Below are 23,679 nucleotides of genomic sequence, written 5' to 3' on the forward strand. Positions count from 1 at the left end.
GTTTCTGCTCAGAGGTGTGTAACGTGCAGGCAATGGAACCTTGCTTCTAACCCAAGTGGCTTAAAAGCAATGGCAACCGACTTCGGCTACCGGACTACATAAACACTAGGTCAGGAATTTCGAGGAGGTCGACAAATTCGTGTACGAATGGCGCCCCTTACCCTTCCCGATCCAAGAAACGGCGCATCAAGCCTTAGCCTTAAACACAGTAATAAGGCCCATTTGTTACCAAAGAGTGTCGTTTCCTGAAGTTCGCTCGCGGTCAGGATCGACTAACGCAACAGTGCCGTCGCCACCATACAATCGCTACAACCGGCCTCAAGCAGCGCCGCAACATCGCCGGCATCACGACATCCACCGCCCGATATCAAATGCCAATCGGGATGGCGTCTACCGATGTACTGGCACATTGCGACTGTACCTGGACCTGCCCCTGTGCCCACGGTGCCCACATCCAGAATCAAAGCCGCTTCTATTCCGGCAAGCTGCCCTGCGTCCAACCAAGCATGGAATCCGTCGCGAGCCGAGCTATCCCGGTCTACTGGCCCTACAAAGACACCGTCCCGAAAATCAACACCCAAAACCAGCGACTCGCCCCCCAGGTTTCGAGCCCAAATCGAGGGCGTCTGTGATTCGACTGCTGTTTCGCTCGCAACGACCCATTGCACCTGTACTGACTGTGCAGCGTTCTCTATTTCACTAGCAACGCTATTCGATCGGCGCTGCCAAGTTCGCATCCATTCAAGTTGGGTACGTGCGACTTTTGCGTTCAAGCCAAGATCCAAAATCCAGCGTTCGCCGGGCCTGGCCTGTTTCAAGAGACTTGAAAGTGACTCACATTGTGCTTGACCGCCTTCCAAGGCATCCAAGTCGGCCACATAAAATTGACGAACTCCAAGCCGACGATAGTGCTCTGCTAAATCAGCCGCGTTCCCGTTCTGCAAAGAATCATGCATGCCACTTGGACGATACGGCTGTGCCGGGGACCTTGGTATTGGCAGATGCGCCAACGCAACCGGACGGTACTGATTGCGATGGCCTGCGATCGCATGGACCGCCGTGCCTTGCTGCAAATCGATGACGCCGACCAAACTTGCCGCGACGGCGTCCCAAGGCATCGTGACCGGCAGCCTACTTAGGCAATGTGAAAATGGATTCCACTTTGACGATCGCATAATCGTCGGGGAACGTGTGAATCGCTTGAACCAACATCGAACGATGGCGGGTTTCAATGTTCACGTAGCTAATCGCGCCCAACGCCATGCGAACACTTGCATCGAATCGATGCAACAGACCTTCGGTCGGGCCTTTTCCGAGTTGCTGACCGACCATCCAGAACATTTCCGCGCCGACTGTTTCGAGTTGGAAATGAGTGCGGTACTCCAATCCGCCCTGACAAGTCGCTTCTTCCGTGCGGCTACCCTTGAGCGATTGATGGATCAAGCAGCGCCTAGCCGGTAAGGGCTGGCTCGCACTGGTCGCGACTTCACACAAGGTCGCCTTGCCGGCATTGAAGGTCACCACGTGCCCACAATTGGTGATGTCTACTTTTGCGCTGTACTGACCCCGCTCGATCTTTCGCGACTGCTGCACCACGATCAATTCGGGGTGGATAGGTCGACTAAAAAGATGAAAAGCAAGTTCAGCGACTTTTGGGCGAACCGAAATCACGTCGATGAATCCAATAGGTGGAAGGAATCGAATGTCGTCGCGTCATCAAAATTCGATCTGTGTTAGTCCGAATCCGAAGTGTCGAGGCGAAGCATCCGCGATACCACCGAACAGCCAACGCCGGTATCTTTGATGATCGTTGGGTTTCAACTCTCGATGCCGAGTGAGCGAAACCACGCGAAAGGTTTAGTGGCTGTTCGGCTCTTTGATTATACGCTTGCTAATGTCTGAGACTAAAGAGCGTTTACGGGATGATCGACGAAGAATATCCTTTCTTACCTTCCCCGCAAAATTTGACTTGACACTCCCTCCTTTCTCGATTGCGTTTTCCCATGCTGGTGGTCATCGATAACTACGACTCATTCACGTACAACCTCGTCCAGCGGTTGGGTGAAATCGATCCGAACGTCGACTTAAAGGTCATTCGCAATGATGATTTTTCACTGGACGAAATCCGCGATCTTGAACCAAATCGCCTGCTAATTTCGCCCGGACCCTGCACACCGAACGAGGCCGGGGTCAGCGTCGAGTGCGTCAAACACTTCGCCGGAAAGATTCCGATCTTAGGTGTTTGCCTCGGCCATCAATCCATTGGACAGGCGTACGGCGGGACCATCGTCCGCGCTCCCCAATTGATGCACGGGAAAACCGACGAGATCCATCACGACAACACGGGATTGTTTACTGGACTGAACAGTCCGTTTGTGGCAACACGCTATCACTCATTGGTAATCGATCCACCCACGCTGCCCGCCGAACTTGCCGTGACCGCTTGGACCGATACCGGCGGCACACGTCAAATCATGGGTGTCCGCCACCGTGAATTTCTGATGGAAGGATGGCAGTTTCACCCTGAAAGTTTCCTGACCCAACCGGGAATCGAATTGCTGACCCGGTTCTTGAACTGGAGCTAGCATTCAGGTCGGTCTAGCATTTGGGTCCGACTAGCATCCACGCCTTAATCCAGCACTGTGATCGACGGGAGACCCAGCCGGGCCTTATCGCCAGAATTTTTTTCGCTGGCGGGCGCCGGCCCCTAATTTTTTTGAGCAGTGGAACGTCTGCGAAGCTCGCCGCCAACCTCCCCCGTCCGTTCATGCGTGTCACTTCAGCGAAGACACAAAAAAAGCCACATTCGATTGATCGAATGTGGCTTTTTTCAAGAGCGGCTGATCGGATTCGAACCGACGACAATCACGTTGGCAACGTGATGCTCTGCCAACTGAGCTACAGCCGCTTGGCAGGCCTCGAGGGAAGCGTTGTTCCCGTCGAGTGAGCACAGAGTATAAGTTCGAAGTCGGCAGTGACAAGACCGCCTACGCAACTTTTTTTCAAACCTTGATTTGTTGCTCCGGAAGGAGCCCGAATGACCGGTCTGCACCCTCTAACCGGTAAGGTTTAACCCCCATCAGCAACGAAACAGGGTTTCTATCCCAGTTCGGATATACCAGGTGGTCTGATTATGCCGAACACTTTCGAATAGCCGGCGTGGTCAACCAAGTGGAGGACCCGACGCCGTAAACTGAAGTGGTCGTTTCGAGAAATGTCGCGGTGTGGGATTGCGGCAGATCCATCGAATCGAAAACTTCTCGCAGTTGATAAAGAAACGGCGGGGCGACGTATGGGCATGTCGTACCCGCCGTTTTTTTAAACTGCATTCTTAAATTCGCGATTCATTTCTGAAATCGCGATTCTCGATTTCGCCGAATCAAGTTGCATTGACCGCGAAATCCCATGCCCTGATCTCTAGGGCTCAATCCGTAGCGCCGAACACCTCGTCGCGCCACGACCATTATTCGAGCACCTCCACCGGTTCAGGCGAGGCGTCGTATTCCCATTCGCAAGATAAACCATCGATCCGGCACACCGCCCGCTCTTCGCTGGGATTTCCAGCTTTCCGGATATCTCGGGGGCCACAGTCTCAAGCTGTTTGATGTACTGGATCGCGATCCACCTAAGCAGCAGGCTTCAAGTACGACGATAAGCGGTCCGCTCGCGAAGGACTTTGCAGCTTTGCAACGGCCTTGGCTTCGATTTGACGAACCCGTTCACGCGTAACTTTAAAGATTCTGCCACATTCTTCGAGAGTGTAGCTGTATCCGTCGACCAAGCCGTAACGCAAACGAATGATTTCACGCTCACGGAACGTCAGTGTCTTCAGCAATTCGTCAATTTTTCCACGAAGCATGCCGCTGGCGGCGACTCGCACTGGATTGTCGTTTTCGTTGTCCTGGATGAACTCGCCAAAGCTACTGTCTTCCCCCTCCCCAACCGGGCGATCCAAGCTGACCGGATGGCGGCCAACGTCCATGACGCGACGGACTTCTTCGATCGCAATTTCGGTCGCTTCGGCGATTTCTTCGTAAGTCGGTTCGCGGCGAAGCGTTTGGGTTAGACGCTTTTGAGCCTGACGCAACTTGCTCAACACGTCGATCATGTGCACAGGAATCCGAATCGTACGAGCCTGGTCGGCGATCGCACGAGTGATCGCTTGGCGAATCCACCAAGTCGCGTAGGTGCTGAACTTAAATCCGCGACGATATTCGTACTTATCCACCGCACGCATCAGTCCGGTGTTGCCCTCTTGAATCAAGTCCAAGAACGACAGACCGCGGTTACGGTACTTCTTGGCGATCGACACAACCAAACGAAGGTTACCGGCACTGAGCTCCCGCTTGGTCGACTCGTACTGATCAAAGAATTTTCGTGTGCGTGCCATACGGTTGTGGAGGCTACGCGGGCTTTCTTGAGTCACCAGCATCAACTCGCGAAGTTCTTGACGAAGGTCGGCTGCTTCGTCGCGGCTGATCGCATCGCGTCCGAGAGTGCTCAAACGATCACGAATGAAATTCATTCGCTCAGAGATTTTTTCAAGTTGGTGCAACAGCGGTGTCACGCGGCGACTACGCAGGCTTAGCTCTTCGACCAACTCAAGGCATTTGCGACGGCGACGCAGGAACCGCTTGCGGATTTCCGCTTTCAGACGAGGCGACACGCTCTTGCGAACTAAGATTTCAAAGTCAGCTTGATTCAGCTCTAACATCGGCTCGAGCGTTCGCAGGTTGTGCGGCATCCGCTGCGAAATTTGTTCTTTGGTCAATCGCTCGGTCAACGAGACCTTGATGGTGCGGTCGAATGGAAGTTCGCCGCTGTGGACCTTCTTCAACACATCAACCGTCGCACGCATCGCGTAATCAGTTTCCAGCAACGCACGGCGGTACTGCTTACGAGTGATCTCGATCTTCTTCGCCAGCGAAATCTCTTGCTCACGAGTCAGCAACGGGATCTCGGCCATTTGGCTCAAGTACATCCGGATTGGATCTTCACTCGCCTTGGGAAGATCGGCTGCGGTTCCCAAGATGGGGCCGCTGGAATCTTCGATACCCGACAATCCCATCGACGCTGGGCTGTCATCATCGTCCGCTGCAAAATCGGCATCGCCGGTGGAGCCTTCGCCCGAAAGTTCGCTTTCACTGCGAAGTCCCGCCACATTCGGCTGAGGTGTTCGACGCTTTTGAATCTCTTGGACGCGTGCTTGTTTTTCGGTCGACTCAATCAACGCGATGCCGCGTCGTTCAAGGGCCAAAAGCAGCGTGTTCAACTTTTCTGGGTTGACGTCTTCGTCAGGCAGATAGGCGTTGACTTCATCGTAGGTCAGGTAGCCGTCCTTGGCACCGCGGGCGATGAGTTGCGAGAGATCTTGGTCCATCAATTGCATGGTTCTAACTTCGTGTTAAAAGGGTCACGTCCCTTCATGGGACGGTAAACGGGTCGGCGAGTATCGTGTTTGCGGGAACACAAAACGGGACGTTGGGAGGTTGAGCCTTTCTTCAGTTCGTGTGAGTTGGGAGGAAGAATCTAAACGGTTAGTTGAGTGGTTATGGTTGCCGAACGGTTATCGCGGACTGTGCCGCAATCGCTCGGCCGCAATCAGTTGCTGGAGCATCGCGAGTTCCTCATCTTCGGGCAAGGATGCAGATTCCAACTTTTTGATTTGGCGTGATTTTTCGAGCTCGAATTCACGTTCTCGAAAGCGTGTCAAGATCGTTAAATAACGATCTTCAGGTTGATCGATCATACGATCACCAAGGCTTTCAACTCGCGTCTGAAGCGTGATGACTTGGTTCTTTAAGAAGTCGTTTTCAATCAACGTTAACAGCGATGCTGCGTCCAAATCCCGACCCGCAAGGTCGAGTTCTTGATACGCCGACAACAACATTTTTGCAGTAACGGACTCGAGCCAATCAGGGTCAATCGCCTCCACTGCCATCGCTGCCACTTCCGGGCTGGCGATCAGTGTTTCAAAAAGTTCTCGGTCAACACCCGTCAACGCGACTTCGGATGAATGCGAGTCGGACTGGCGTCGGGACTGGACACTTGGTCGAAAGCCGCTATCGCCTGAATCATATCCGCCTGAAAAACCTCCCATCATTGATGGATCGTCCATGCCGCCCATCGACGCATCTTCGAATGCGGCATCCGCGAACGGATCACCACCACCAAACTCTACCGGTGCACCGGAATAGTCTTGTGCAGAAGACTGGCCTGACGCGTTGGATTGATTCGGTGCAGTGGATTGATTCCGATCAGCCGATCTGAACGACGCTGCCGACTCATTGAGTGACGATGATTTCGCAGCAGCTTTGCTAGCATTTTGTCGATAGCGTTCTTGCTTGGCTTCACGCTCGCGATGGACTTCGCGAAGAGCTTCTAAGCGGCGCGACAGGCTTTCCAACGGCAACTCAAATGTGCGGCTCACCCGCATCAATAGCTGGTCAACCTTTAACGATGCCCGATCATCATTCTGGGGCACCTTCACAAACAAACCCAATAGGGTTTCGATCGCACTGGTCACGCGGTGAGTATCACGAGTGATGTCGACGCCGTCGGTCAACCGCGAAAGCTTATGGTCGATAGCATCCGGCGCGGACGACGCCATGCTCAACAAATCCGATGCCGGATGACTGGCCAAGAAGTCGGCTGGATCAGCATTGTCGGGCAAAGTCAGGATTCGCAAATCCGCGTCCGCCTTGACGAACAACTCCAACACCTCTTCAGCTCGCCGCCGGCCAGCTTCGTCGCCATCAAGGACCAACACGACACGTGAAGCAAACCGGTTGAGCATCTTAATGTGCTGTTCGGTTAACGCTGTTCCCAGCACCGCGACTGCGTTTTCGATCCCCGCCATCCGTGTCGCCACGACATCGGTGTAACCTTCCATCACCAACACTTCACCCGCACCACGAATCGCGTCGCGGGCCAGGTCGAGTCCATACAATTCAGACGACTTGCGATAAAGCAGTGTCTCTGGACCATTGAAATACTTCGCGCCTGCTGTCGCTTTTCCACCCGACGCCGCAACGGTGCGTTCGGCAATCGCGGGAATAATACGACCACCCAGCGAGATGACTTTCCCTTGCGTGTTGTTAATCGGGAACATCAACCGACCACGAAAGAAATCGTAACAACCGTTCTGGTCCGACGATCGATTTCCTGATTGGTTACGCGGCTTCGCGACACCGCAAGCAATCGCCACCTGCTCGGAAAAATTCTTTTGCTTCAACAGGTTAACTGCGAAGTCCCATGAGTCCGGAGCGAAGCCAATTTGGAACCGTTTGCGATTTTCGTCATCGATGCCGCGTGAGTTTAAATAGTCCCAAGCCATCTTGGCATCATCGGACTTGCGAGCATCCAGTTGTTCATAGTACGCCTGTGCCACATCATGAATCGCCGCTAGCAAAGTCGGCTTGTCATTGGGGCTACCAGGCTGAGTCTTGGGGCCTTGTCGTTTGTCAGGAATCTCAATGTTGGCGCGTTCAGCAAGCAACCGTAACGCAGCCGGAAAGTCCAAGCCTTCTCGCTGCATCACAAAACTGAATACGTCGCCGCCAACGTCACAAACCCAACACTTCCAGGATTGCCGATCCTGGTTAACGGTCATCGACGGACGTTTGTCGTTATGGAATGGGCAACGGGCGACGAAGTTTCGTCCCTGAGGGCGCAACTCAAGATCACGTCCTATGACATCTACGATGTCGGACGCATTGCGCACCTGTTCTTTAATGTCGAAATCCGTTTGGAATGACAAACGAAAACCCATGCCGGTTGGCGATTGCGGTTGGCAGTCACCACGAAAGATTGTGCGGACCCTGAGCGTTCTCGTTGGCGGACTGCGATCAGTCCACTGACAAAGTCAAACTCGGTCGGCCAAAATCCCGAAGCGGATGCCGTGATTGGATCGGTCAACCCGTCATGCGCAACTGCGCTGTTTCATCACTCATCCTGAGTGACCGGCGGGGCCAAACCGATATCGCCGGAACATGCTTGTCTTTCCCAAGCCTTCCATTGCTATCCAGTTCGATCCGTAATGCCGAGGCAACTTTCGATCCGGTACGTCCCTGTAGCGTAGAGTCTCAGCCGCTGGGGTGGTCTTCCCCGTCGCCAGCCGTCCGCTTCGATACAAGCAAGCCGAAAGTTTGGTGCGATCCGGGAAACCCGTCAATACCAATCGTCGGGAAACTCGATCCGCGAACGCCGATTTGCAAAAATTCTTTACGAGGCAACTTTCCCGATATTCCGCGACAAAACGCAGCGAAAACGGCGATTTAGGACGGCGACATGTCGCCACTCGCTGGCTTTTGCAAAGCGTCCCATCGCCATAACACGATCAAAAATCGACGCGTGACACGATGGCGAAATCGGCAGCAAACTACGCTACGATATCCACTCACCCCCGCCCGTATCCACTCCAACGAAGCCCCACCACCATGCAAGCTCTGCTGTTGACCGAATACAAAAAAATGGAGCTCACCGAAGTCGACGAGCCCGAAATGGGTGCCGACGACGTTTTGATCCAGGTCGAAGCTTGCGGGATCTGTGGCAGTGATATCCATGGTTACGACGGCAGCACCGGCCGGCGAATCCCGCCGTTGGTGATGGGCCATGAAGCCGCCGGTATCGTCGTTGCCAGCGGAAGCAATGTCACCGACATGCCTGAGGGAACCCGCGTTACATTCGATTCGATGGTGTCCTGCGGCAGTTGCCACTTTTGCCGAGATGGCCATCAAAATCTATGCGACAACCGAATGGTTCTAGGTGTTTCTTGTGGTGACTACCGTCGGCACGGAGCGTTCGCACAACGAATCTCGGTTCCTCGCCGAATCGTTTACCAACTGCCCGACGGTTTGCCCTTCGAACACGCTGCGCTGGTCGAAGCAGTCAGCGTCGCCGTTCACGCCGCTGCCGTCACCCCCATCAAACTGGGTGACACCGCGGTCGTCGTCGGCGCCGGAATGATTGGCCTGCTCGCGATTCAAGCCGCCCGTGCCGCTGGCGCGACGCAAATCATCGCGGTGGACTTGAATGACAAACGACTTGCCGTAGCCAAATCGCTTGGCGCGACTGAAACCCTGCGGGCTGACCAAACCGATGTGCCCGCCGCAATCGCCGCGATGACCAGCGGTCGCGGGGCCGACGTTGCATTTGAAGTCGTTGGCGCCACGCCTACGATCAAGACCGCTATCGAGTCCGTTCGCAAAGGCGGCTCAGTCACGCTGATCGGCAACGTATCACCCACGATTGAATTACCACTGCAATCCATCGTGACCCGCGAAATCCGCTTGCAAGGCACCTGCGGCTGCAACGGGGAATACCCTCAGTGCATCGACTTGATGAATCGTGGCGTGATCGACGTCGCGCCCCTCATCACCGCCAAGATTTCACTGGCCGATGGCCCCGCCTGGTTCGATCGACTCCACGCCGGCGACCCCGATCAAATGAAAGTCGTGATCTGCCCCGGAGCTTAAGCAACGAGCGAAGAATAAATGTCGGACTGAAATGGTGGCATAGGCTTCCAGCCTGTGTTCCACGCAATCACAGGCTGGAAGCCTATGCCACTTATTTTCCGCTCAGTCCTAACAAGCTGTTGCTTACAGTACCGTCGGAGCCACAATCAGCTCTCGGTGATACTGGAACAGCGACACATGCCACTGCCCGGTTTGATTCGTTTCGTCAGGATGCCATTCCAGCAAAACCTGCACTTTGCGTTCTTCGTTACCGCTGGGATCAACCCAGTACGTATCCGCCTTTTCGATACCGTACTTGAAGAAAACTCGCACCGGTTCGGCGAGCTGCCAATCAATATCGGGGCCAAGCTCGCCAATCGTGCTCACCATGCCCTCGGAAGCATTTTCGCGTTGCTCGCTCGCAACCGCGTCTTCGGCATAGGCCTTTTTGAGGTCCATCGTTCCCAACTGGCGGTTTCGAGCGTGCTTCTGAAGCTCCAACGCCAATTCGACCTCGCCGTCGCCGACGATTTCCAGGAATTCGCGAGCGAAGTACTCCGCCTGTTTGCCCAGCGTGCGTTGCTTCATCGTTGGAATCACCACACCGGCAGCGCCGAATGCCGACGCAAGGACCAATCCCACGACCGCCGCTGTGGTTCCGGCTGGACGCACTTTGCCCCATTTTCGCATCGCGATGATCCCGAAAATGATCGCCGCGATGGGCACAATTAGCATTTGCCAAGCCACTGTGGCCCAGAAACTCAACAGCCCCAAGATCAAACACACAATCCCGCTCGCTCGCAGCGGCGGAATGTCCTCTTCGCCGATCAGTTGATACCCCTCTTCGGCGCCCATTCGCGGGATCGCGGGAGTATGCAGCGAACCGAGCGTTTCTCGCTGATTCGGGGAATTTCCGGCTTCCGGAGAACGCCCGGTGGCTTGGTCTGATTCGGAATTAGCTGAGTCGGTCATGATGATGGCGGAATCGGATGCAGGGACATGAATAACGCCTGACGCTACGCAGCTCGTCGGTGAATGGTTTGCCCCTGTTCCGATCTCGAGCCGTCTTTCCCGCCGATTCGTTCCAATCCGAGCTGTTTGCAAAGGAACTCAGCCGCTCGCTCTGACGCCCCGGGCTGCCCGTAAGCGAGTCGCAATTGCTCCATTTCTAAGCGAACGCGGTTGTAATAGAACTCGTCGCACAGCATCGCCCGCGTGGTTTCGTGCAAAAAGTCGATCGCCGGCTCGCTGTCACCCACCGAAATGAACTCCGGAAAAACTTTCCGTCCAGCCATCAAGTTCGGCAGCGTCACGCTATGCACCTTCAGCACACGTTTGCCGACCGCGTGCAACAACCGGCCGACCCGATAAATGACGGCCGCCGGTGTTCCACGAGCCATCAGCTCCAGACTCACCGATCCGCTGACCATCATCGCGCAGTGAGCCGCCTCGATGATCTCCGACGTCCGATCGACGTAAAAATCGATCGGCAAATCTTGATCGGCATCTGAAAGTTGCTGTCGACACCACAAACAATGCCGATCGCGATACGCCGCCACGGCATATCGCACGTTCGACTGATCGCTGCGATTACCCACACCGTCTCGATCGAGGCGGCGAATCGTTTCCAACATCACCGGAAAATTGCGTTCCACTTCATGATCACGCGATCCCGGCAAGACCGCGACCACGCGAGTCGGTGCGTTCGAATCGGTTCCCGGTGCAAGCGTTGCCCCTGAATTATCTGGTGTTCCACCGTTTTGGATCGCCTGCAACTGCCGCATCGTATCGCTATCGAGCTTCTTTTTTGCGACCGCGTCGAAAAACGGGTGTCCCACGAACGTAACTGGAATTTGGTGGCGACCGAAGAACTCCGTTTCGACCGGTAACACCGTCATCACATGATCCACCGTCCGACGCATCTTCTTCACCCGCCAGCCGCCCCAAGCCCACAATTGGGGTGGGCAATAGTAGTAGACCGGGATGCCGTATTTTTTTGCTCGTTTGGCGATGTGCCAATTGAACCCAGGAAAATCTACCAGCACCACGCCATCGACATTCCCCGCCGCGAAGGTTTGCTCGGCCTGATCAGCGAACCGAAAAAATTCTCGAATTTTGGGCAGCACTTCCACGAGTCCCACGACTGCGTGCCGAGTCAGATCCAGATCCAAGTCGCACCCAGCCTGCTGCATTTCCGGGCCGCCAAAGCCCCGAATTCGCAGCTCACCAGATCCCGTCTGGCCACGCAACTGCGTAATCAGCCGAGCGGCATGCTGATCGCCACTAGGCTCACCGACAGAAAAAAAGAGGGTTTGAGTCGTCACGGAAATCATCCCTGATCCGATAGCGTGCTGAACGTCGATAGCGAGCTGAACTTAGCGAACGCTACCGAAAAGGAAACTGTGGCCGCAACCCCTTGCAACGGTTCGAGAAAATCTATACTTTCTGCATCTCACGCCAGCACCCCTAGCTCAATTGGATAGAGCATCGGTCTACGGAACCGAAGGTTAGAGGTTCGAATCCTCTGGGGTGTACTCGACTTACGTCGATTCTCCATTTGAAGTGTGCCCAGATTTTTTGGGTACACTTTTTTTCTGCGCTGGCAGCAAGTCAATATCACTCGTCTTTTTGGTGAGCTGGCCCAAGCACTTTGATCGGCTGCGTGAAAAAGTGCCGCCCAGCCGGGCCTGCGATAGCTACAGGTACCAATCGTCGGAACAACTGTCGCTCAGTTCTCCGAACCGAATGCGTAGAAGCAACCGCTTTCGGCTCGGAGAGCCGAGCGACAATCCCGATGCCGCCACTTAGTGTTCCGACGATTCTAAGTAGACAACCCTAAGTGCTTGCCAGCGAGCAAAACCGCTCGGGCTAAGAGGCCTGCCCAGTTTCATCGGCTTACGGTGCCTAGACATCGGGTGGGCACTCATGCGGGCCTCGTTATTTGGCGGCCTGGAACCTTTCCTTTCTTTATGGGCGGCTCGCACCAGTAACGGCAGGCCTGGATTTGCGACCGGTTGGGGTTCTTTGCCGTCGATGGGCTGGCTTTTTGGGTGACACATATTGAGAGGCCAGGGGCCCAACAGTCTTCCAGAGTCAACCAACGGATATGGGCCATGAGCTCACGTTAGTGGAGCCGATCACCAGTACCATGGAGATGACCGACAATTCAGTTCCTCCAGAAATCGGTGGAGTGCCATCACGGTTAAGCCTCAATGGCGCTCAGATCCAGTTAGACATGTTGAGTGCGCATGTTGAGTGCGTGGCACCGATCCATGGCACCGATCAAAATCATCGAGGAGTAGACCGAGGCCTTACGCTTTGACGGGAGCGTTCTGGGCGATGAGCTTTCTCGATTTCAGCTCATCCCAGAAGGCTTCCGGAATGGCCACTTTCATCGCGGCGACATTTTCCTGGACCTGTTGAGAGGTACGAGCCCCAGGAATGATGGCCGAAACTGTCGATGGAGCCTCTGCGAACTGCAAAGCTGCGGTTTTGATGTCGATCCCGTGCCTTTGTGCAACCTCATTGATCGCCGCAAATTTTTGCTTCATTGCATCGGGGATCAAACTGGAATAGTTGAAACGGTTTCGTCCGGCTAAGTAGCCGCCGTTGAGCGGGGCGCCGACCACGACGGAAATACCATGTTTATCCAGAAGCGGGAACGTTTTCTCCAGGGCTTCCTGGTGTTCGAGAATCGAATACTGAAGCGCTAACAAACAGATGTCTGGATCAGCGATCTCCACCGCTTTGTAAATCGCATGCGGAGAATTGATCCCAAATCCCCAGGCTTTGATAATGCCTTCCTCACGCATCTTGGTCAGTTCGGGCATGGCCCCCTTGGCGGCTTCGTCAAAGTGCTTGAGCCAGTCCGCACCAAAGTCACTGTTTTGCGGTGAGAGGTCGTGAATGAAGACGATGTCGAGCGAGGAGACACCGATGCGTTGCAGGCTGTCTTCGACCGAACGTCGCGTTCCCTCTGCCGTGTAGTCGTAGTGGTAGTGAAAAGGTGAGTGATTCGCCCAATGCCAACGTTTGGGCAACGGTTCAGCGGACGGCGTGAGCAACCGTCCGACCTTCGACGAAAGAACATAATCTTCGCGTTTCTTGTTACGCAGCAAATCCCCGAATCGCCGTTCGCTCAGGCTCAGCCCGTAGAACGGTGCGGTGTCAAAATATCGGATCCCAGAATCCCAGGCCTGGTTCAGCATGGCGAGGATTTCTTCGTCATCAGAAATGGTGTTGAATCCATTTCCGGCGGCAAGTCCGCCCAGTCCCATTCGGGATGTGGGGCGATAGCGTTGTCCGTCAATCTTGGAATTGCTGGGCAAGGCCTCATTGGTATCCACCAACCCCCTGGTCTTCATGACTTCGCCTGTGGACATTTGAACCTTCAAGGCTTGAGCAGAGGCGGGACGGCTGATCACCGAGCCAACGCCAATGGCCGCGCTGGCTTGCAACAGATTTCTTCGGGTGAGCATGAGGTTTCCGTGAAGGATGAATGGGTGGACGCGAACTCACAGCTCGGATCGTGAAATCACAAATGCTTCCGGAGTGCTCGGGCGTCGCCTATCGATTGTTGGCATACTGTTTCAATGGCGAGCATCCGTTGGTTACCGCCATTTAAAGTGCCACACGAGGCACGTCCAAGAGCGTTTGCCGAGTCGCCAGAGAGGTGACATCGTTCACGTTGGAAGCGACACTGCCGCTATGGTTGCCTAACGGTCGATTGTGTCCGCTGAACCGAGTCACCGACCTGTCGCGAGAAGCCGGATTTTATTGCCACGAGTGTCAGCCAAAGCACCAGCGCAGATCGCTTCCTGCGGACGCGGCCACCTTTTTGCATGCATCATGGAAGAGTGCCTACATAGGGGTTAGGTTCGGGAACCGTGGCCAACGCCATGCGGCTCACGTGCCCGATGGCCAGGAAAAGGTGACGGGGGGAATATCGGGAGGGGCTTTGTTTATTTTGGTGGTGACGGCTTCTTTCGGGGACGCCCGACAGAACACATCGTGTACCACAGTCCGTTCCGTTCGGCGATTTCCTCAGTCCAGACCTAGTCTCCAAACGGGAGACCGCGATTGACCGAAGTTCGCAATCACTTCTTCCGAAAAAAATCACGCACAGCGAATCGAAGCAGAAACGTAAGGTCTCGCCCGGCCTCGTTGGTACGAGCGGTAAGTCAACGCTGGATATCGGCAGGCAGATCAATTTCGCACTTCATGCATCCATTGCATCACGGGAAACGGCCAAGCGGCCAGCGGTTACTGCGGTGTCCACGCATGACGGAATCGCGACAGGTGATTTTCGCCACCAAGGAAAGGATTTTGCTGTTTGCCGGATTCGTCAATTCGCAGTTTTCAAGTGACGGATAGCTGGCTAGTTTCGGAAGACCCTCTTTCCTGTGATGGGATCGTGCTCGGGAATACTTGGCGGATTGAGTGCATACCAAACTTTCTGGTGACTCTCGTTCACCCGCAAGACTTCGTGGTAGACCTGTTCCAGTTGGCGGCGAGCGGCTTGCGGGCGGTGTTGTGAAGCTAGTGGAAAATCAGATGACACAATGTTGGAATAGACTTCTACACCAAGAACGACAATTCGATACTCTCGCGAAGCAACACTCCTAAGCGGAAAATCTCCCGGATGCTGAATGGACAGCCCCGGCATCTGCCAACCCCCTTCTCGAAATAGCTTTCGCTCCCTTTCGACATTCTGCACGAACGAAGCGAGAAGTTGCGTCGACTCCAAAAGGCATTGAGAAAGATCGTAGCCGAGGACGAGTTCAAACTCGGCGAACGTGCCATCATAGCAGTAGTCGCCAATCGCTCGACAACGATCCAATGTGCTTGCTTCGCCTGAAACGCCGGTCATGGCTAGAAGTGGAAGCACCCCACACTTCTGAATAAACACTCGCCTTCTCATGATTCCCCCATCCGTAAAGGTAGTTTCTGACTGACAATGCTACGATCGGACAGTATCAGTGTATCGCAAAATCAACACGAGTCGCGAGTCAAACCCGCTAGTAGTCCGACCGCAGAAGCCTAGTGATGGCTGCCCTATCCAACCACTCGAACCGAGGTTTGATAACGAGTGGCAATAAAAACATGGCGGCGGTCGATCCAGGTAAATCGCTTCGAGGTTCGAACCCTCTGCTGTCTATATAAAGCCCGCGCCATCATGGCTTCTGACTTTTTCTGTGTGCCCACTGCCAGTACCCGATTGGCGACCTTCTAACATCTCTAAACAAGGTTCGCGTTTAGCAGAGCTTCTAAACGAGATTTTGATTTACATGACGCTTTCTAGATTTGGTTTTGAAGCTGGTTCGCGATGGTGCTCTCGCGCACGGCAACCTGCCTTTGCTGCGGTTGCTTTCCACGATTCCGAGTTCAACCTTCCATCCGGTAATCTTCATGCCCCACGCGAAGCCGAACTTGCCGGAGAAGCTTTGCGTGGTCTGCGGACGTCCGTTCCGGTGGCGAAAGAAATGGAAAAAGGTTTGGGACCAAGTGAAGTACTGCAGTGACCGGTGCCGCAAGAACCGCGATGCCAAGACGCTTCCACAGTCACGAACACCGTGAGCCGATGCACAACCCTATCCTCGCCCTGGGCAATCTGCGTTCCAAGGAATGATCGCTCTCCTAATCGCCTAATCGCCTACTGGCCGTGTTGGAAGTAGACCTCTTCGTAGGGCTGAACGACGACGAAACCGTGACCGCGAAAGAGGAGCTGCACGGATTCGCCTGAGCCGCGTCCCAGGAACGTTTTCAATTGCAAGTCGGTCTTCAGTTCGGGCTCTAGATTTCCTGACCACAACACGGTCGCGTTCGGATCGGTGACCACGGGTTCGCTGGGCGTAACCGGCAGAGTTACCGGATCGTAGTGGCTGGTGATCGCGACCATACCGGTGCCCTCGAGCCGGACATTGAAAAGTCCGCCGGCCAGCACTGCGGTCATCCGCTTCATCATCTTAATGTTGTAAGTCAGCGATGTTTCAAACGCGAGAAGATCGTTTCCATTGACACAAATTGCTTCATTGTCCAGCTTCAAGATGGTGATCTTCTTCCCGGCATCGGCACAGAACACGGAACCGCGCCCACTCACCTTGGTCAGGGACGAACCTTCACCCGATACCGCCTTCTTGAGCAAGTTCCCGATTCCACGTGAAAGGATCCCTTCTCGTTCGAACTTGACGTTGCCCGTGTAGGCAACCATTGCACCCAGCTTAGTCCAGACCTCTCCGTTCAGGTTGATATCAAGCATCCGCTCGGTCTCAAGCTCGAAGAGCCCCTGTTCAAGATCTCGATCACGAGTCTTCTCAACAAAGGCCTGCAACGAAAAACGGTTATCGGACATCGGTCAACACCTATGCAAAGAACAGCTTAAAACGGACAACGTCTTCGCAGTGTACCACGTAAGAACACGCATGACCGCCTCGTGACTCCGCCGCCGAATCGCAATTCAATCAGCGAAGAGCCTATCCCCTCCCAACAAAGTCCCGGGAGGGCGAGGCTCGCGCTGAGCCAACCTGTTTACAACCTTCTGCACCGGACTTCACCACATTCAAAGAGGCGGAAACTTCCTAAATCTTTTGACAAACACAAACAGTCGCAACGCGACGCATAACCCTAAGTACGTTCAACGACACCGCACCCCCACGTTAGCTCGCAGCCAAATTCTCAAACCCGATACTTACCGATTTGACCAAACGTCTTATCGGCTCACTGACATCGATCAACACATCCACTAAACTGGCTTCACGGCGGATTAGTTCAACAGTGTTTATTTTATTGCTTCATCAAAACTAAATTTGGGAAATAAGACCGGACGACGCCAAGCCTTCGATCGATGAGTCACGGAGTCAGCAAGGGATCTCTTCAGCCCACTCACGCAGGCCACGGGCTGATACTGAGACAACGGGAATACGGACCTCCAATGAGCCCACTGCCCGCTTGAGCCGTTGCTCTTCACCTGGCAGAGGTAAGACATGAGCGGGACTTCGATTCACTGAGCCAATGATGATTACTGAATAGCGAGGGCATAGCCTTTTGGAGCCATAGCTATCACAATTCGATTCACGGCTCATGTGATACAACGATCTCAGCAGCCAGCGTTATCACGGGTTCAAGCCAACCAAGGTTTTGGTATAGCAAACGCACTATTTCAAACATGAAGCTTCCCTGGAGTTCTCCCATGAACACGAAGTCGATTCTCTCGTTGATGCTCGCGCTGACGTTTTCGCTCGAGGCCTACGGTCAAAGCGATTCCGAAGAAGCCTCAATCACAAAACCGGAACCGACTGAGGTCGTCACGTGTTCGGTGCAAGGATCAGTCTCGATGCCCGAAGAAGTGTCCGAGGGCATCAACACGAATGGTCTGTCGCTCGACCAAGTCGTGGTGACACTGGAAGGCAACTACAAACACCCACGAAGGCCGTATCCTCCTGAGTGGAGTTCGATGGAAAAGGAAGAACGATCCGAGTGGCTCGATGCCTTTATGAAATCGGAAGAGTACCAAGACTATCTTCGCAAAGCGGACGAGGCCCGTGCGAAGCGAGAAACTCACCAGACCAAACTGGCTGCGGATGGCACCTATTCATTCGAGAACATCAAACCGGCGTGGTACCAATTGACGGCAACCATCATGCATCCGTATGCGAAAGGCGAGCGTACACTGCACCTCGCTCGTGCACATGCGATGCGGCAGTTCATTATCAAAGACGTGGACAAGCCGTTCCGCGCCAACATGACGCTGAAGCTCAAAAATGTACCGACGCCAGGCGACATGACAACGGACTGGACAGCGACCGCATACGACGACAGTGAGTTCAAACTGTCTGACTTCCGTGGGAAGTTTGTGCTGGTCGATTTCTGGGCGACGTGGTGTGGCCCCTGCCGAGCCGAGTTCCCCAACCTCGAAGCGGTTTACGAAGATTTCGGGGGCGAGCGTCTCGAAATGATTGGCCTGAGCGTTGATGAATCAATCGATTCACCGAAAGCCTTGCTTGAAGAAACCCCGTCGATCTATCGACAGGGATGGATAGGCGACACCGAACGGCACAAAACAATCTTCGAAGCCTACGGCATCCAATCAATCCCATCGATCTGGCTCATCAGCCCCGACGGCAAAATCGTAGCCCGCGACCTCCGCGGCGAATCGCTGCGTGAAGCAGTCAAGACCGCCCTGGAAGCTCACCCCAAAACAAACTGAAACCGATCGATCCGGCAGTGTTGGCTGCGTTCGACTGCCGGCTAATTCCTGAAACGCCTTCGGCGTATACAAACATAGGTGAGCAAAAATTTCTTCGGAGCGATCGCTTACCCACAACTGACTCAAGTATCCCGAAGGGATCGAAGACAATAGCCGTAGGTCGCACAGCGCACCTACGGATACGGTAACAACATCCAAACGCCACGACGCCAAATGGGGGCGAAGAAAACAAATTTCTTCCTACCCCAAAACACTTTGCGGCGTTGAGAGACTTGAGATCGCTGGCTTCACCAACTAAACCAATTCCGACAGCCCGCCGGTGCGACCGGCGAAACTCTCTGTCTCCAATCCCAACTGCTGCAACATTGTGACGAAAACCTTCGTCAGCGGTTGATCGTCCTTGGCTGGTTCATTCATCCAAGGCTCAGGCACCCCGTCAAATAAACCGCCGACGGCACCGGAACCGGCGTAGTTGAGGAACTGACCGTGCTTGAAGCCCATTGCCTTGCCACCGGCCAGGACGACCGGATAGTTTTGCGACAGGTGGAACGCGCTGGATGCGGAGCCGAGCAGCAACAGGGTGTTGTCCAGCATCGTGCCTTCGCCAGCCGGTTCGGGAGTCTCTTGAAGCCGCGACGCAAACCGATAGAACTCTCGGTTGAGGAATCCACAATAGGTCGAAAACCGTTCCCAGCCACCGGGTTGCTTGGTTTCGTGCGACAACGCGTGAGCCAAATTGAATCCGACCGCGCGAGCCAAACGGTCGCTGATGCCAAACGCGTTCTCGCGACCGATCTGGTAAGTCGCCACCCGCGTCGAATCGGTGCGAAATGCCAAGTAGATCAATTCAAACATCGTCTGGACATAACGTTGCGGGTCCTCCGGCGACACGTCCAAATCCAGGTCCCCAGTCTCCACATTCGGCAACGGAGTGTTGATCCAACGTTTCGCTTTTTCAACACGTTGTTCGGCTTGCCGGACCGAATCGAGATATTCGTCCAAACGCTCGCGGTCATCGCCACTCAAGTCACGTCGCAGACTCTTGGCATCGGCGAGCAAGTCATCCAACGCACTTTTACTCAACGCTAAACGCCGCGCGGCATCGGCATCACGCTTGACAAACAACATGTCAAAGACTCGCTTGGGCCGATGCTCGGCGGGGATCGCACGCCCCGTACGGGAGAACGACATCGTGTGCGTGCCACGCGGTGTCCCCGTTCCTCCATCGGTCGACAGCACCAAGGATGAGAACCGCGTCTGATCACCGACGTGGTTCGCGTAAACCTGATCCAGGGAGATCGAGTTTTTGTAAGGCCCATCCGATCCCGTGGCAGCCGCCGTCAAAAACTGATCCGCATTCGAGTGACCGTGAACCTGCCGCACGTCCGGATGAGAAAACCCTGACAACACCGTGATCTGATCCCTCAGCGGTTGAAAGACCTCCATGCACTTCGTGAAGGTGAAGTCGGTGCCATTTCCATGAGGAAACCAAGACCAATCCTGATAGGCCGGGTCCTCAGCCAACGGCATCGGCACCCCGTCGGGAAAATAGAAACACGCCAATCGCTTCACGTCTCGCGGCGAATCACCGTCGGCACCTGACTGCCCGGACGTTTCCGGACCCCCGGCGGATGCACCGGTCGAAGCGGCGGCAGTCCAATTCGATGTAGAGCCGAACACGGGCAAGGCAAGAGCCACACCAGCGCCACGTAGAAAACGTCGGCGGTCCAATGAGTCCAGATTCAGTTTCATCGTGTCGTTCCTACAAAAGGCGGGGCGAGTGTTGAACGCGGCTGCGAATCAAGTCGTTGTGGAGGTGTGTGAACAGGATTGGGCGAGCAAAAGTCTTGAGTATCAGAAACAATCATCAGTCATTGCAAAACAAGGTTCTGCATCATCGTGTCAGCGTTACCACTTACGGAGACAATATCTACGGCGACAAGAACAGATCACTGGTAACAAGCCGCTGCACCAAAGTCTTCAATCCATCACCGTCTTGGCGCACAGCCCGTGTCACCTCGTCGACCGCCGCACTATCACTGAAGGCCAACGGACGCCCTAGGGCAAAGACGGCGAGTTTTTCGACCATCGCATGAACGATTTGATCCTGACGGCTGTTCAACAAATAGCGTTTGAGCCCTTCAACGCCATCCAAGACTTGCTCGTTGTACAACGCGGAACTGGCATCGACCGGTGTCCCTTTGATCTCATCTCGCCATTGACCGATCGCATCGTAGTTCTCAAACGCGATTCCCCACGGATCGATCTTTTGATGGCACGACATGCAGGCCGGCTGATTGCGATGGTCCTCGATGCGTTGTTTCAGCGTCAATTTCATAATTTCCGGATCTGCTAAATCGATCTCCGGGACAGCTGCTGGTGGCGGGGGTGGCGGATCATTCAGCAAACACTTCAGTATCCAGACGCCTCGCTTGAGTGGGTGCGAGTGTTCACCGTCGGAATTCATCGCCAACAATCCCGCTTGGGTCAGAATACCGCCACGTGCCGCATCGTCATCTATCGAAACACGTCGAAACTCATTGCCCTCCACACCCCTGATTCCGTAATGGACCGCCAACCGTTCGTTCACCACAGCGTAGTCGGCATGGACGATGTCCAGAACACTCGCGTCGGTGCGTAGCAGTTCTGCGAAAAAGGCACGAGGCTCTTGTTGCATCGCCTCTTTCAAGGACGGATCGAATTGCGAGAAGCTCTTATCGACCGCCAAGTACGACAGTGCTCGGAGGTCGAGCCACTGCCCCACAAAATGCTGGACAAAACGTTCGTGACGCGGATCGGCGAGCATCCGGTCCACTTCCGCGAGCAGCACCTTTGGTTGATGCAGCGTTCCCGACGCGGCCAATTCCAACAATCGCTCGTCCGGTACGCTGCACCACAAAAACAGGGACAGCCGAGTCGCGAGGTCTTCAGCGGACAGTTGGCGATTGTGCGGCGTCGAGGCCGCCGAAACCTGCTGACGAGACGAAACCTGCGCGTCCGGCGGAACTGAAACTTCCGTCGATGTGATCGCCCTGGGAGCGAAGTACAGGAACTTGGGAGACGTCAGTACGGTGGCTAGAACCTCTAACATCGCATCCTGAAAATCCTCACTTCCATCACGCATCGCTTGAAAGAGAGCGACTTTGTTTTCCACGGCGGCGGGATCCACCGACGTTCGCCATGCGCGTGGCATGAACCGCGTCAGGATACTGCGCGCGTAGTCGACTTCTTCCTGGCGTGACAACTCCCCGTTGGGCTCTCGGTCAGCAAAGATGAGCTGATGCGATTGGGGCGGCCACTCGGCGTAGATCGGCGCGTCAACCTCGACCGACTCGATCACGATATCGGCGGGCTGGTCGCTATCCTTTGACACCGAACTGTTGACCACACGAATGTATTCCGATGGACTGGGAAATCGCCCCATAGTCGATGTCTTGCGTTCGGCATTTCGCGGATCGATTTCACCGAGCGGAATCAACCATTCGTACGTCTCCGCTGCTCCCGCGGTGGCGGTCACCGGAGTATCTCGCTTGCTGACTCGCACGTCGGCACGCCCCTCATTGGTCGCACGCCAGCCGAAAACCAACTGCATGCTGGGGATTCGCATTTGGTTAGGACCACGCGACGCGCGGACACGAACACGCATCAAACCTTCATCAGGAATTTGGTTCCCCAGTTCGATCGTCAGATAGGATCGTTTACCCGTTGGCAGCACCGCGACATGCGTCGCCGCTTCGACAACGGGTGTGACTGACGAGGCAGATGCTTCCTGGTCGTCCTGTGCCGCTTTGGCGGTATCGAAGGGTTCGATCGCATACACGGCCCCGTTGTATTCCCATTTCGCACGCGCCTTTTCTCCTGTTGCGACGTTCAGGTAGTACGGCCCGGTCCCTGGATTTCGATACAACCTCGTCACCGTCTCGATTTGTTTTTCACGTTTCTCGGCGTCGTCTTCGAATCGCTTTTCCAGCCGCTTGACTTTTGCTTGATACATTCGCTGCTCGATCGCGGCCGCATCCGACATGCTATGTCGCCAGCGAACAATGTCCGGGCGTGGGCCACGCACGGTAACTCGATCCAACGCACGTCGTGCGAGCTGCCGGTAGGTTTCGAACTGGGATACCGAAAGATGGAGCGAGTCGGAACTGTTTTGGAAACCGTCCTCGGAGACCGATTCCGGTGGCAGGTCTTTGGCGAAGTCCCATGGCTCGCCGAGCAGATCCTGCAAGGCGTAATTGTATTCGTACTTCGTTAGCCGGCGGAACGACGAGTGAGAGTCACGTGCCCGACGCGCAATGGATGCGAAATGAATTTCATCGCTCAACCATTCGACGACCGTCGCCCGATCTTCATCCTCCATCTCCATCTCATCAGGCGGCGGCATCTCACCTTTGCTCAACGCCGCTAACACCTCTTGCCACCATTCGGCATCTCCGCCATCGATCATGTCGGGATCGATTGCGGTGATGTCAAAGCTAGCTTCGGCGCCATAGGGACCGTGGCAGTCAATGCAGGCCTCATCCAGAATCGGTTTGATCGTTTGATCAAACACCGAGCCATCACGTTGCGAATGCTGATTAACAGCAGCTCTTGATGGTTTGAGATAGGACGACTTCTTCGCCCCCAATACTTTCAATTCGGTTAACGACGGTGCGCTGGGTAAAACGGAATTGGAGGCTCGTTTTCCAACACTTCCTCGATCCGAATTCGCCGTTGTGAGTTCGCCCCCACTCACTTCAACCGTCTTCAGATCTGCAGCAAAGGCGACTTCGAGCCCCCCTTCCGCAAAGATGGCACCGATCGCCCATAAAGCAAGAACAGCGAGTGCACAGAAAACATGCGGAAGTTTTGGAGGGCGACAGGGTGACCGCATCGAGAACCAACCTTTTGAATTGCCGCCTTACTTGCAATTGGCCCGTCAGCGCCGAGCCCTTCATTTGTTCACAGTCTAAATCTATACAAGAAATCAACAAGCTTTATAAGTGAATTAGGTTGTTGGAATCGGGCGAACCTCGCCTA

Annotated in this window: 15 protein-coding genes and 2 tRNA genes; 5 read left to right on the forward strand and 12 right to left on the reverse strand. The window is 54.7% G+C overall.

The features are described 5' to 3' along the window. Positions 1-272: 272 nt before the first annotated feature. Entirely contained in the window at positions 273-1,118 is an 846-nt protein-coding gene (locus tag ACR3ZL_RS20995) for a HisA/HisF-related TIM barrel protein (RefSeq protein WP_473651139.1), read from the reverse strand. 13 nt (positions 1,119-1,131) lie between these two features. Beyond that, positions 1,132-1,671 (reverse strand): DUF2617 family protein, encoded by a 540-nt coding sequence (locus ACR3ZL_RS21000; RefSeq protein ID WP_473651138.1) that lies wholly within the window; start codon positions 1,669-1,671, stop codon positions 1,132-1,134. Between the two features lie 332 nt (positions 1,672-2,003). Here ACR3ZL_RS21000 and ACR3ZL_RS21005 point away from each other — a divergent pair, with 332 nt between their 5' ends. Beyond that, positions 2,004-2,585: an anthranilate synthase component II gene (locus ACR3ZL_RS21005; protein ID WP_473651137.1), complete on the forward strand. Its 582-nt coding sequence runs from the start codon at positions 2,004-2,006 to the stop codon at positions 2,583-2,585. 250 nt (positions 2,586-2,835) lie between these two features. Here the strand turns inward: ACR3ZL_RS21005 and ACR3ZL_RS21010 are convergent. From ACR3ZL_RS21010 to dnaG, 3 genes are all read right to left on the reverse strand, one after another. Beyond that, positions 2,836-2,908, reverse strand: a tRNA-Gly gene (locus ACR3ZL_RS21010). Between the two features lie 717 nt (positions 2,909-3,625). After that, positions 3,626-5,389: a sigma-70 family RNA polymerase sigma factor gene (locus tag ACR3ZL_RS21015; RefSeq protein WP_473651136.1), complete on the reverse strand. Its 1,764-nt coding sequence runs from the start codon at positions 5,387-5,389 to the stop codon at positions 3,626-3,628. A 177-nt stretch (positions 5,390-5,566) separates the two neighbouring features. Beyond that, a complete protein-coding gene (gene dnaG / locus ACR3ZL_RS21020) occupies positions 5,567-7,771 on the reverse strand; it encodes a DNA primase (protein WP_473651135.1) in 2,205 nt (734 codons plus the stop codon). 667 nt (positions 7,772-8,438) lie between these two features. On the opposite strand from dnaG, the gene ACR3ZL_RS21025 reads away from it, so the two are divergent. Beyond that, a complete protein-coding gene (locus ACR3ZL_RS21025) occupies positions 8,439-9,476 on the forward strand; it encodes a galactitol-1-phosphate 5-dehydrogenase (protein WP_473651134.1) in 1,038 nt (345 codons plus the stop codon). A gap of 123 nt (positions 9,477-9,599) precedes the next feature. Here ACR3ZL_RS21025 and ACR3ZL_RS21030 read toward each other — a convergent pair whose 3' ends face one another. Next, complete coding sequence (locus ACR3ZL_RS21030) at positions 9,600-10,427, reverse strand: hypothetical protein (protein ID WP_473651133.1); 828 nt, start codon at positions 10,425-10,427, stop codon at positions 9,600-9,602. 44 nt (positions 10,428-10,471) lie between these two features. Then, positions 10,472-11,788 (reverse strand): lipid-A-disaccharide synthase, encoded by a 1,317-nt coding sequence (locus ACR3ZL_RS21035; RefSeq protein ID WP_473651132.1) that lies wholly within the window; start codon positions 11,786-11,788, stop codon positions 10,472-10,474. A gap of 127 nt (positions 11,789-11,915) precedes the next feature. Between ACR3ZL_RS21035 and ACR3ZL_RS21040 the strand changes: the two genes are divergently transcribed. After that, positions 11,916-11,989 (forward strand) — tRNA-Arg (locus tag ACR3ZL_RS21040). A gap of 777 nt (positions 11,990-12,766) precedes the next feature. On the opposite strand, the gene ACR3ZL_RS21045 is transcribed toward ACR3ZL_RS21040, so the two are convergent. After that, positions 12,767-13,933, reverse strand: coding sequence for an aldo/keto reductase (locus ACR3ZL_RS21045; RefSeq protein ID WP_473651131.1), 1,167 nt, complete (start codon positions 13,931-13,933; stop codon positions 12,767-12,769). Positions 13,934-14,832: 899 nt separating this feature from the next. Further along, positions 14,833-15,342, reverse strand: a complete 510-nt coding sequence (locus tag ACR3ZL_RS21050) for a hypothetical protein (protein WP_486172939.1) — start codon at positions 15,340-15,342, stop codon at positions 14,833-14,835. A gap of 521 nt (positions 15,343-15,863) precedes the next feature. Here ACR3ZL_RS21050 and ACR3ZL_RS21055 point away from each other — a divergent pair. Further along, positions 15,864-16,031, forward strand: a complete 168-nt coding sequence (locus ACR3ZL_RS21055) for a DUF2256 domain-containing protein (protein WP_473651129.1) — start codon at positions 15,864-15,866, stop codon at positions 16,029-16,031. Positions 16,032-16,107: 76 nt separating this feature from the next. Here ACR3ZL_RS21055 and ACR3ZL_RS21060 read toward each other — a convergent pair whose 3' ends face one another. Next, on the reverse strand, positions 16,108-16,806 hold the full coding sequence (locus ACR3ZL_RS21060; protein ID WP_473651128.1) for an AIM24 family protein: 699 nt from the start codon (positions 16,804-16,806) through the stop codon (positions 16,108-16,110). Positions 16,807-17,643: 837 nt separating this feature from the next. Between ACR3ZL_RS21060 and ACR3ZL_RS21065 the strand changes: the two genes are divergently transcribed. Next, positions 17,644-18,660 (forward strand): TlpA family protein disulfide reductase, encoded by a 1,017-nt coding sequence (locus tag ACR3ZL_RS21065; protein WP_473651127.1) that lies wholly within the window; start codon positions 17,644-17,646, stop codon positions 18,658-18,660. Between the two features lie 294 nt (positions 18,661-18,954). Here the strand turns inward: ACR3ZL_RS21065 and ACR3ZL_RS21070 are convergent, their stop codons facing one another. Beyond that, positions 18,955-20,412 carry a DUF1552 domain-containing protein gene (locus tag ACR3ZL_RS21070; protein WP_473651126.1) on the reverse strand — a complete coding sequence of 486 codons (1,458 nt, stop codon included), beginning with the start codon at positions 20,410-20,412 and terminating at the stop codon, positions 18,955-18,957. 178 nt (positions 20,413-20,590) lie between these two features. Next, entirely contained in the window at positions 20,591-23,533 is a 2,943-nt protein-coding gene (locus ACR3ZL_RS21075) for a DUF1592 domain-containing protein (RefSeq protein WP_486172940.1), read from the reverse strand. Positions 23,534-23,679 lie beyond the last annotated feature (146 nt).

It is taken from the genome of Rhodopirellula sp. J20-39, from assembly GCF_057365095.1.

Bases quoted from the DNA above. Each gene is read 5' to 3' on its own strand.
- ACR3ZL_RS21055 (WP_473651129.1), top strand. From the start codon at position 15,864: ATGCCCCACGCGAAGCCGAACTTGCCGGAGAAGCTTTGCGTGGTCTGC.
- ACR3ZL_RS21005 (WP_473651137.1), top strand. From the start codon at position 2,004: ATGCTGGTGGTCATCGATAACTACGACTCATTCACGTACAACCTCGTC.
- ACR3ZL_RS21045 (WP_473651131.1), bottom strand. From the start codon at position 13,933: ATGCTCACCCGAAGAAATCTGTTGCAAGCCAGCGCGGCCATTGGCGTT.
- ACR3ZL_RS21065 (WP_473651127.1), top strand. From the start codon at position 17,644: ATGAACACGAAGTCGATTCTCTCGTTGATGCTCGCGCTGACGTTTTCG.
- ACR3ZL_RS21035 (WP_473651132.1), bottom strand. From the start codon at position 11,788: ATGATTTCCGTGACGACTCAAACCCTCTTTTTTTCTGTCGGTGAGCCT.
- ACR3ZL_RS21015 (WP_473651136.1), bottom strand. From the start codon at position 5,389: ATGCAATTGATGGACCAAGATCTCTCGCAACTCATCGCCCGCGGTGCC.
- ACR3ZL_RS20995 (WP_473651139.1), bottom strand. From the start codon at position 1,118: ATGCCTTGGGACGCCGTCGCGGCAAGTTTGGTCGGCGTCATCGATTTG.
- ACR3ZL_RS21070 (WP_473651126.1), bottom strand. From the start codon at position 20,412: ATGAAACTGAATCTGGACTCATTGGACCGCCGACGTTTTCTACGTGGC.
- ACR3ZL_RS21075 (WP_486172940.1), bottom strand. From the start codon at position 23,533: ATGCGGTCACCCTGTCGCCCTCCAAAACTTCCGCATGTTTTCTGTGCA.
- ACR3ZL_RS21025 (WP_473651134.1), top strand. From the start codon at position 8,439: ATGCAAGCTCTGCTGTTGACCGAATACAAAAAAATGGAGCTCACCGAA.
- ACR3ZL_RS21060 (WP_473651128.1), bottom strand. From the start codon at position 16,806: ATGTCCGATAACCGTTTTTCGTTGCAGGCCTTTGTTGAGAAGACTCGT.
- ACR3ZL_RS21030 (WP_473651133.1), bottom strand. From the start codon at position 10,427: ATGACCGACTCAGCTAATTCCGAATCAGACCAAGCCACCGGGCGTTCT.
- dnaG (WP_473651135.1), bottom strand. From the start codon at position 7,771: ATGGGTTTTCGTTTGTCATTCCAAACGGATTTCGACATTAAAGAACAG.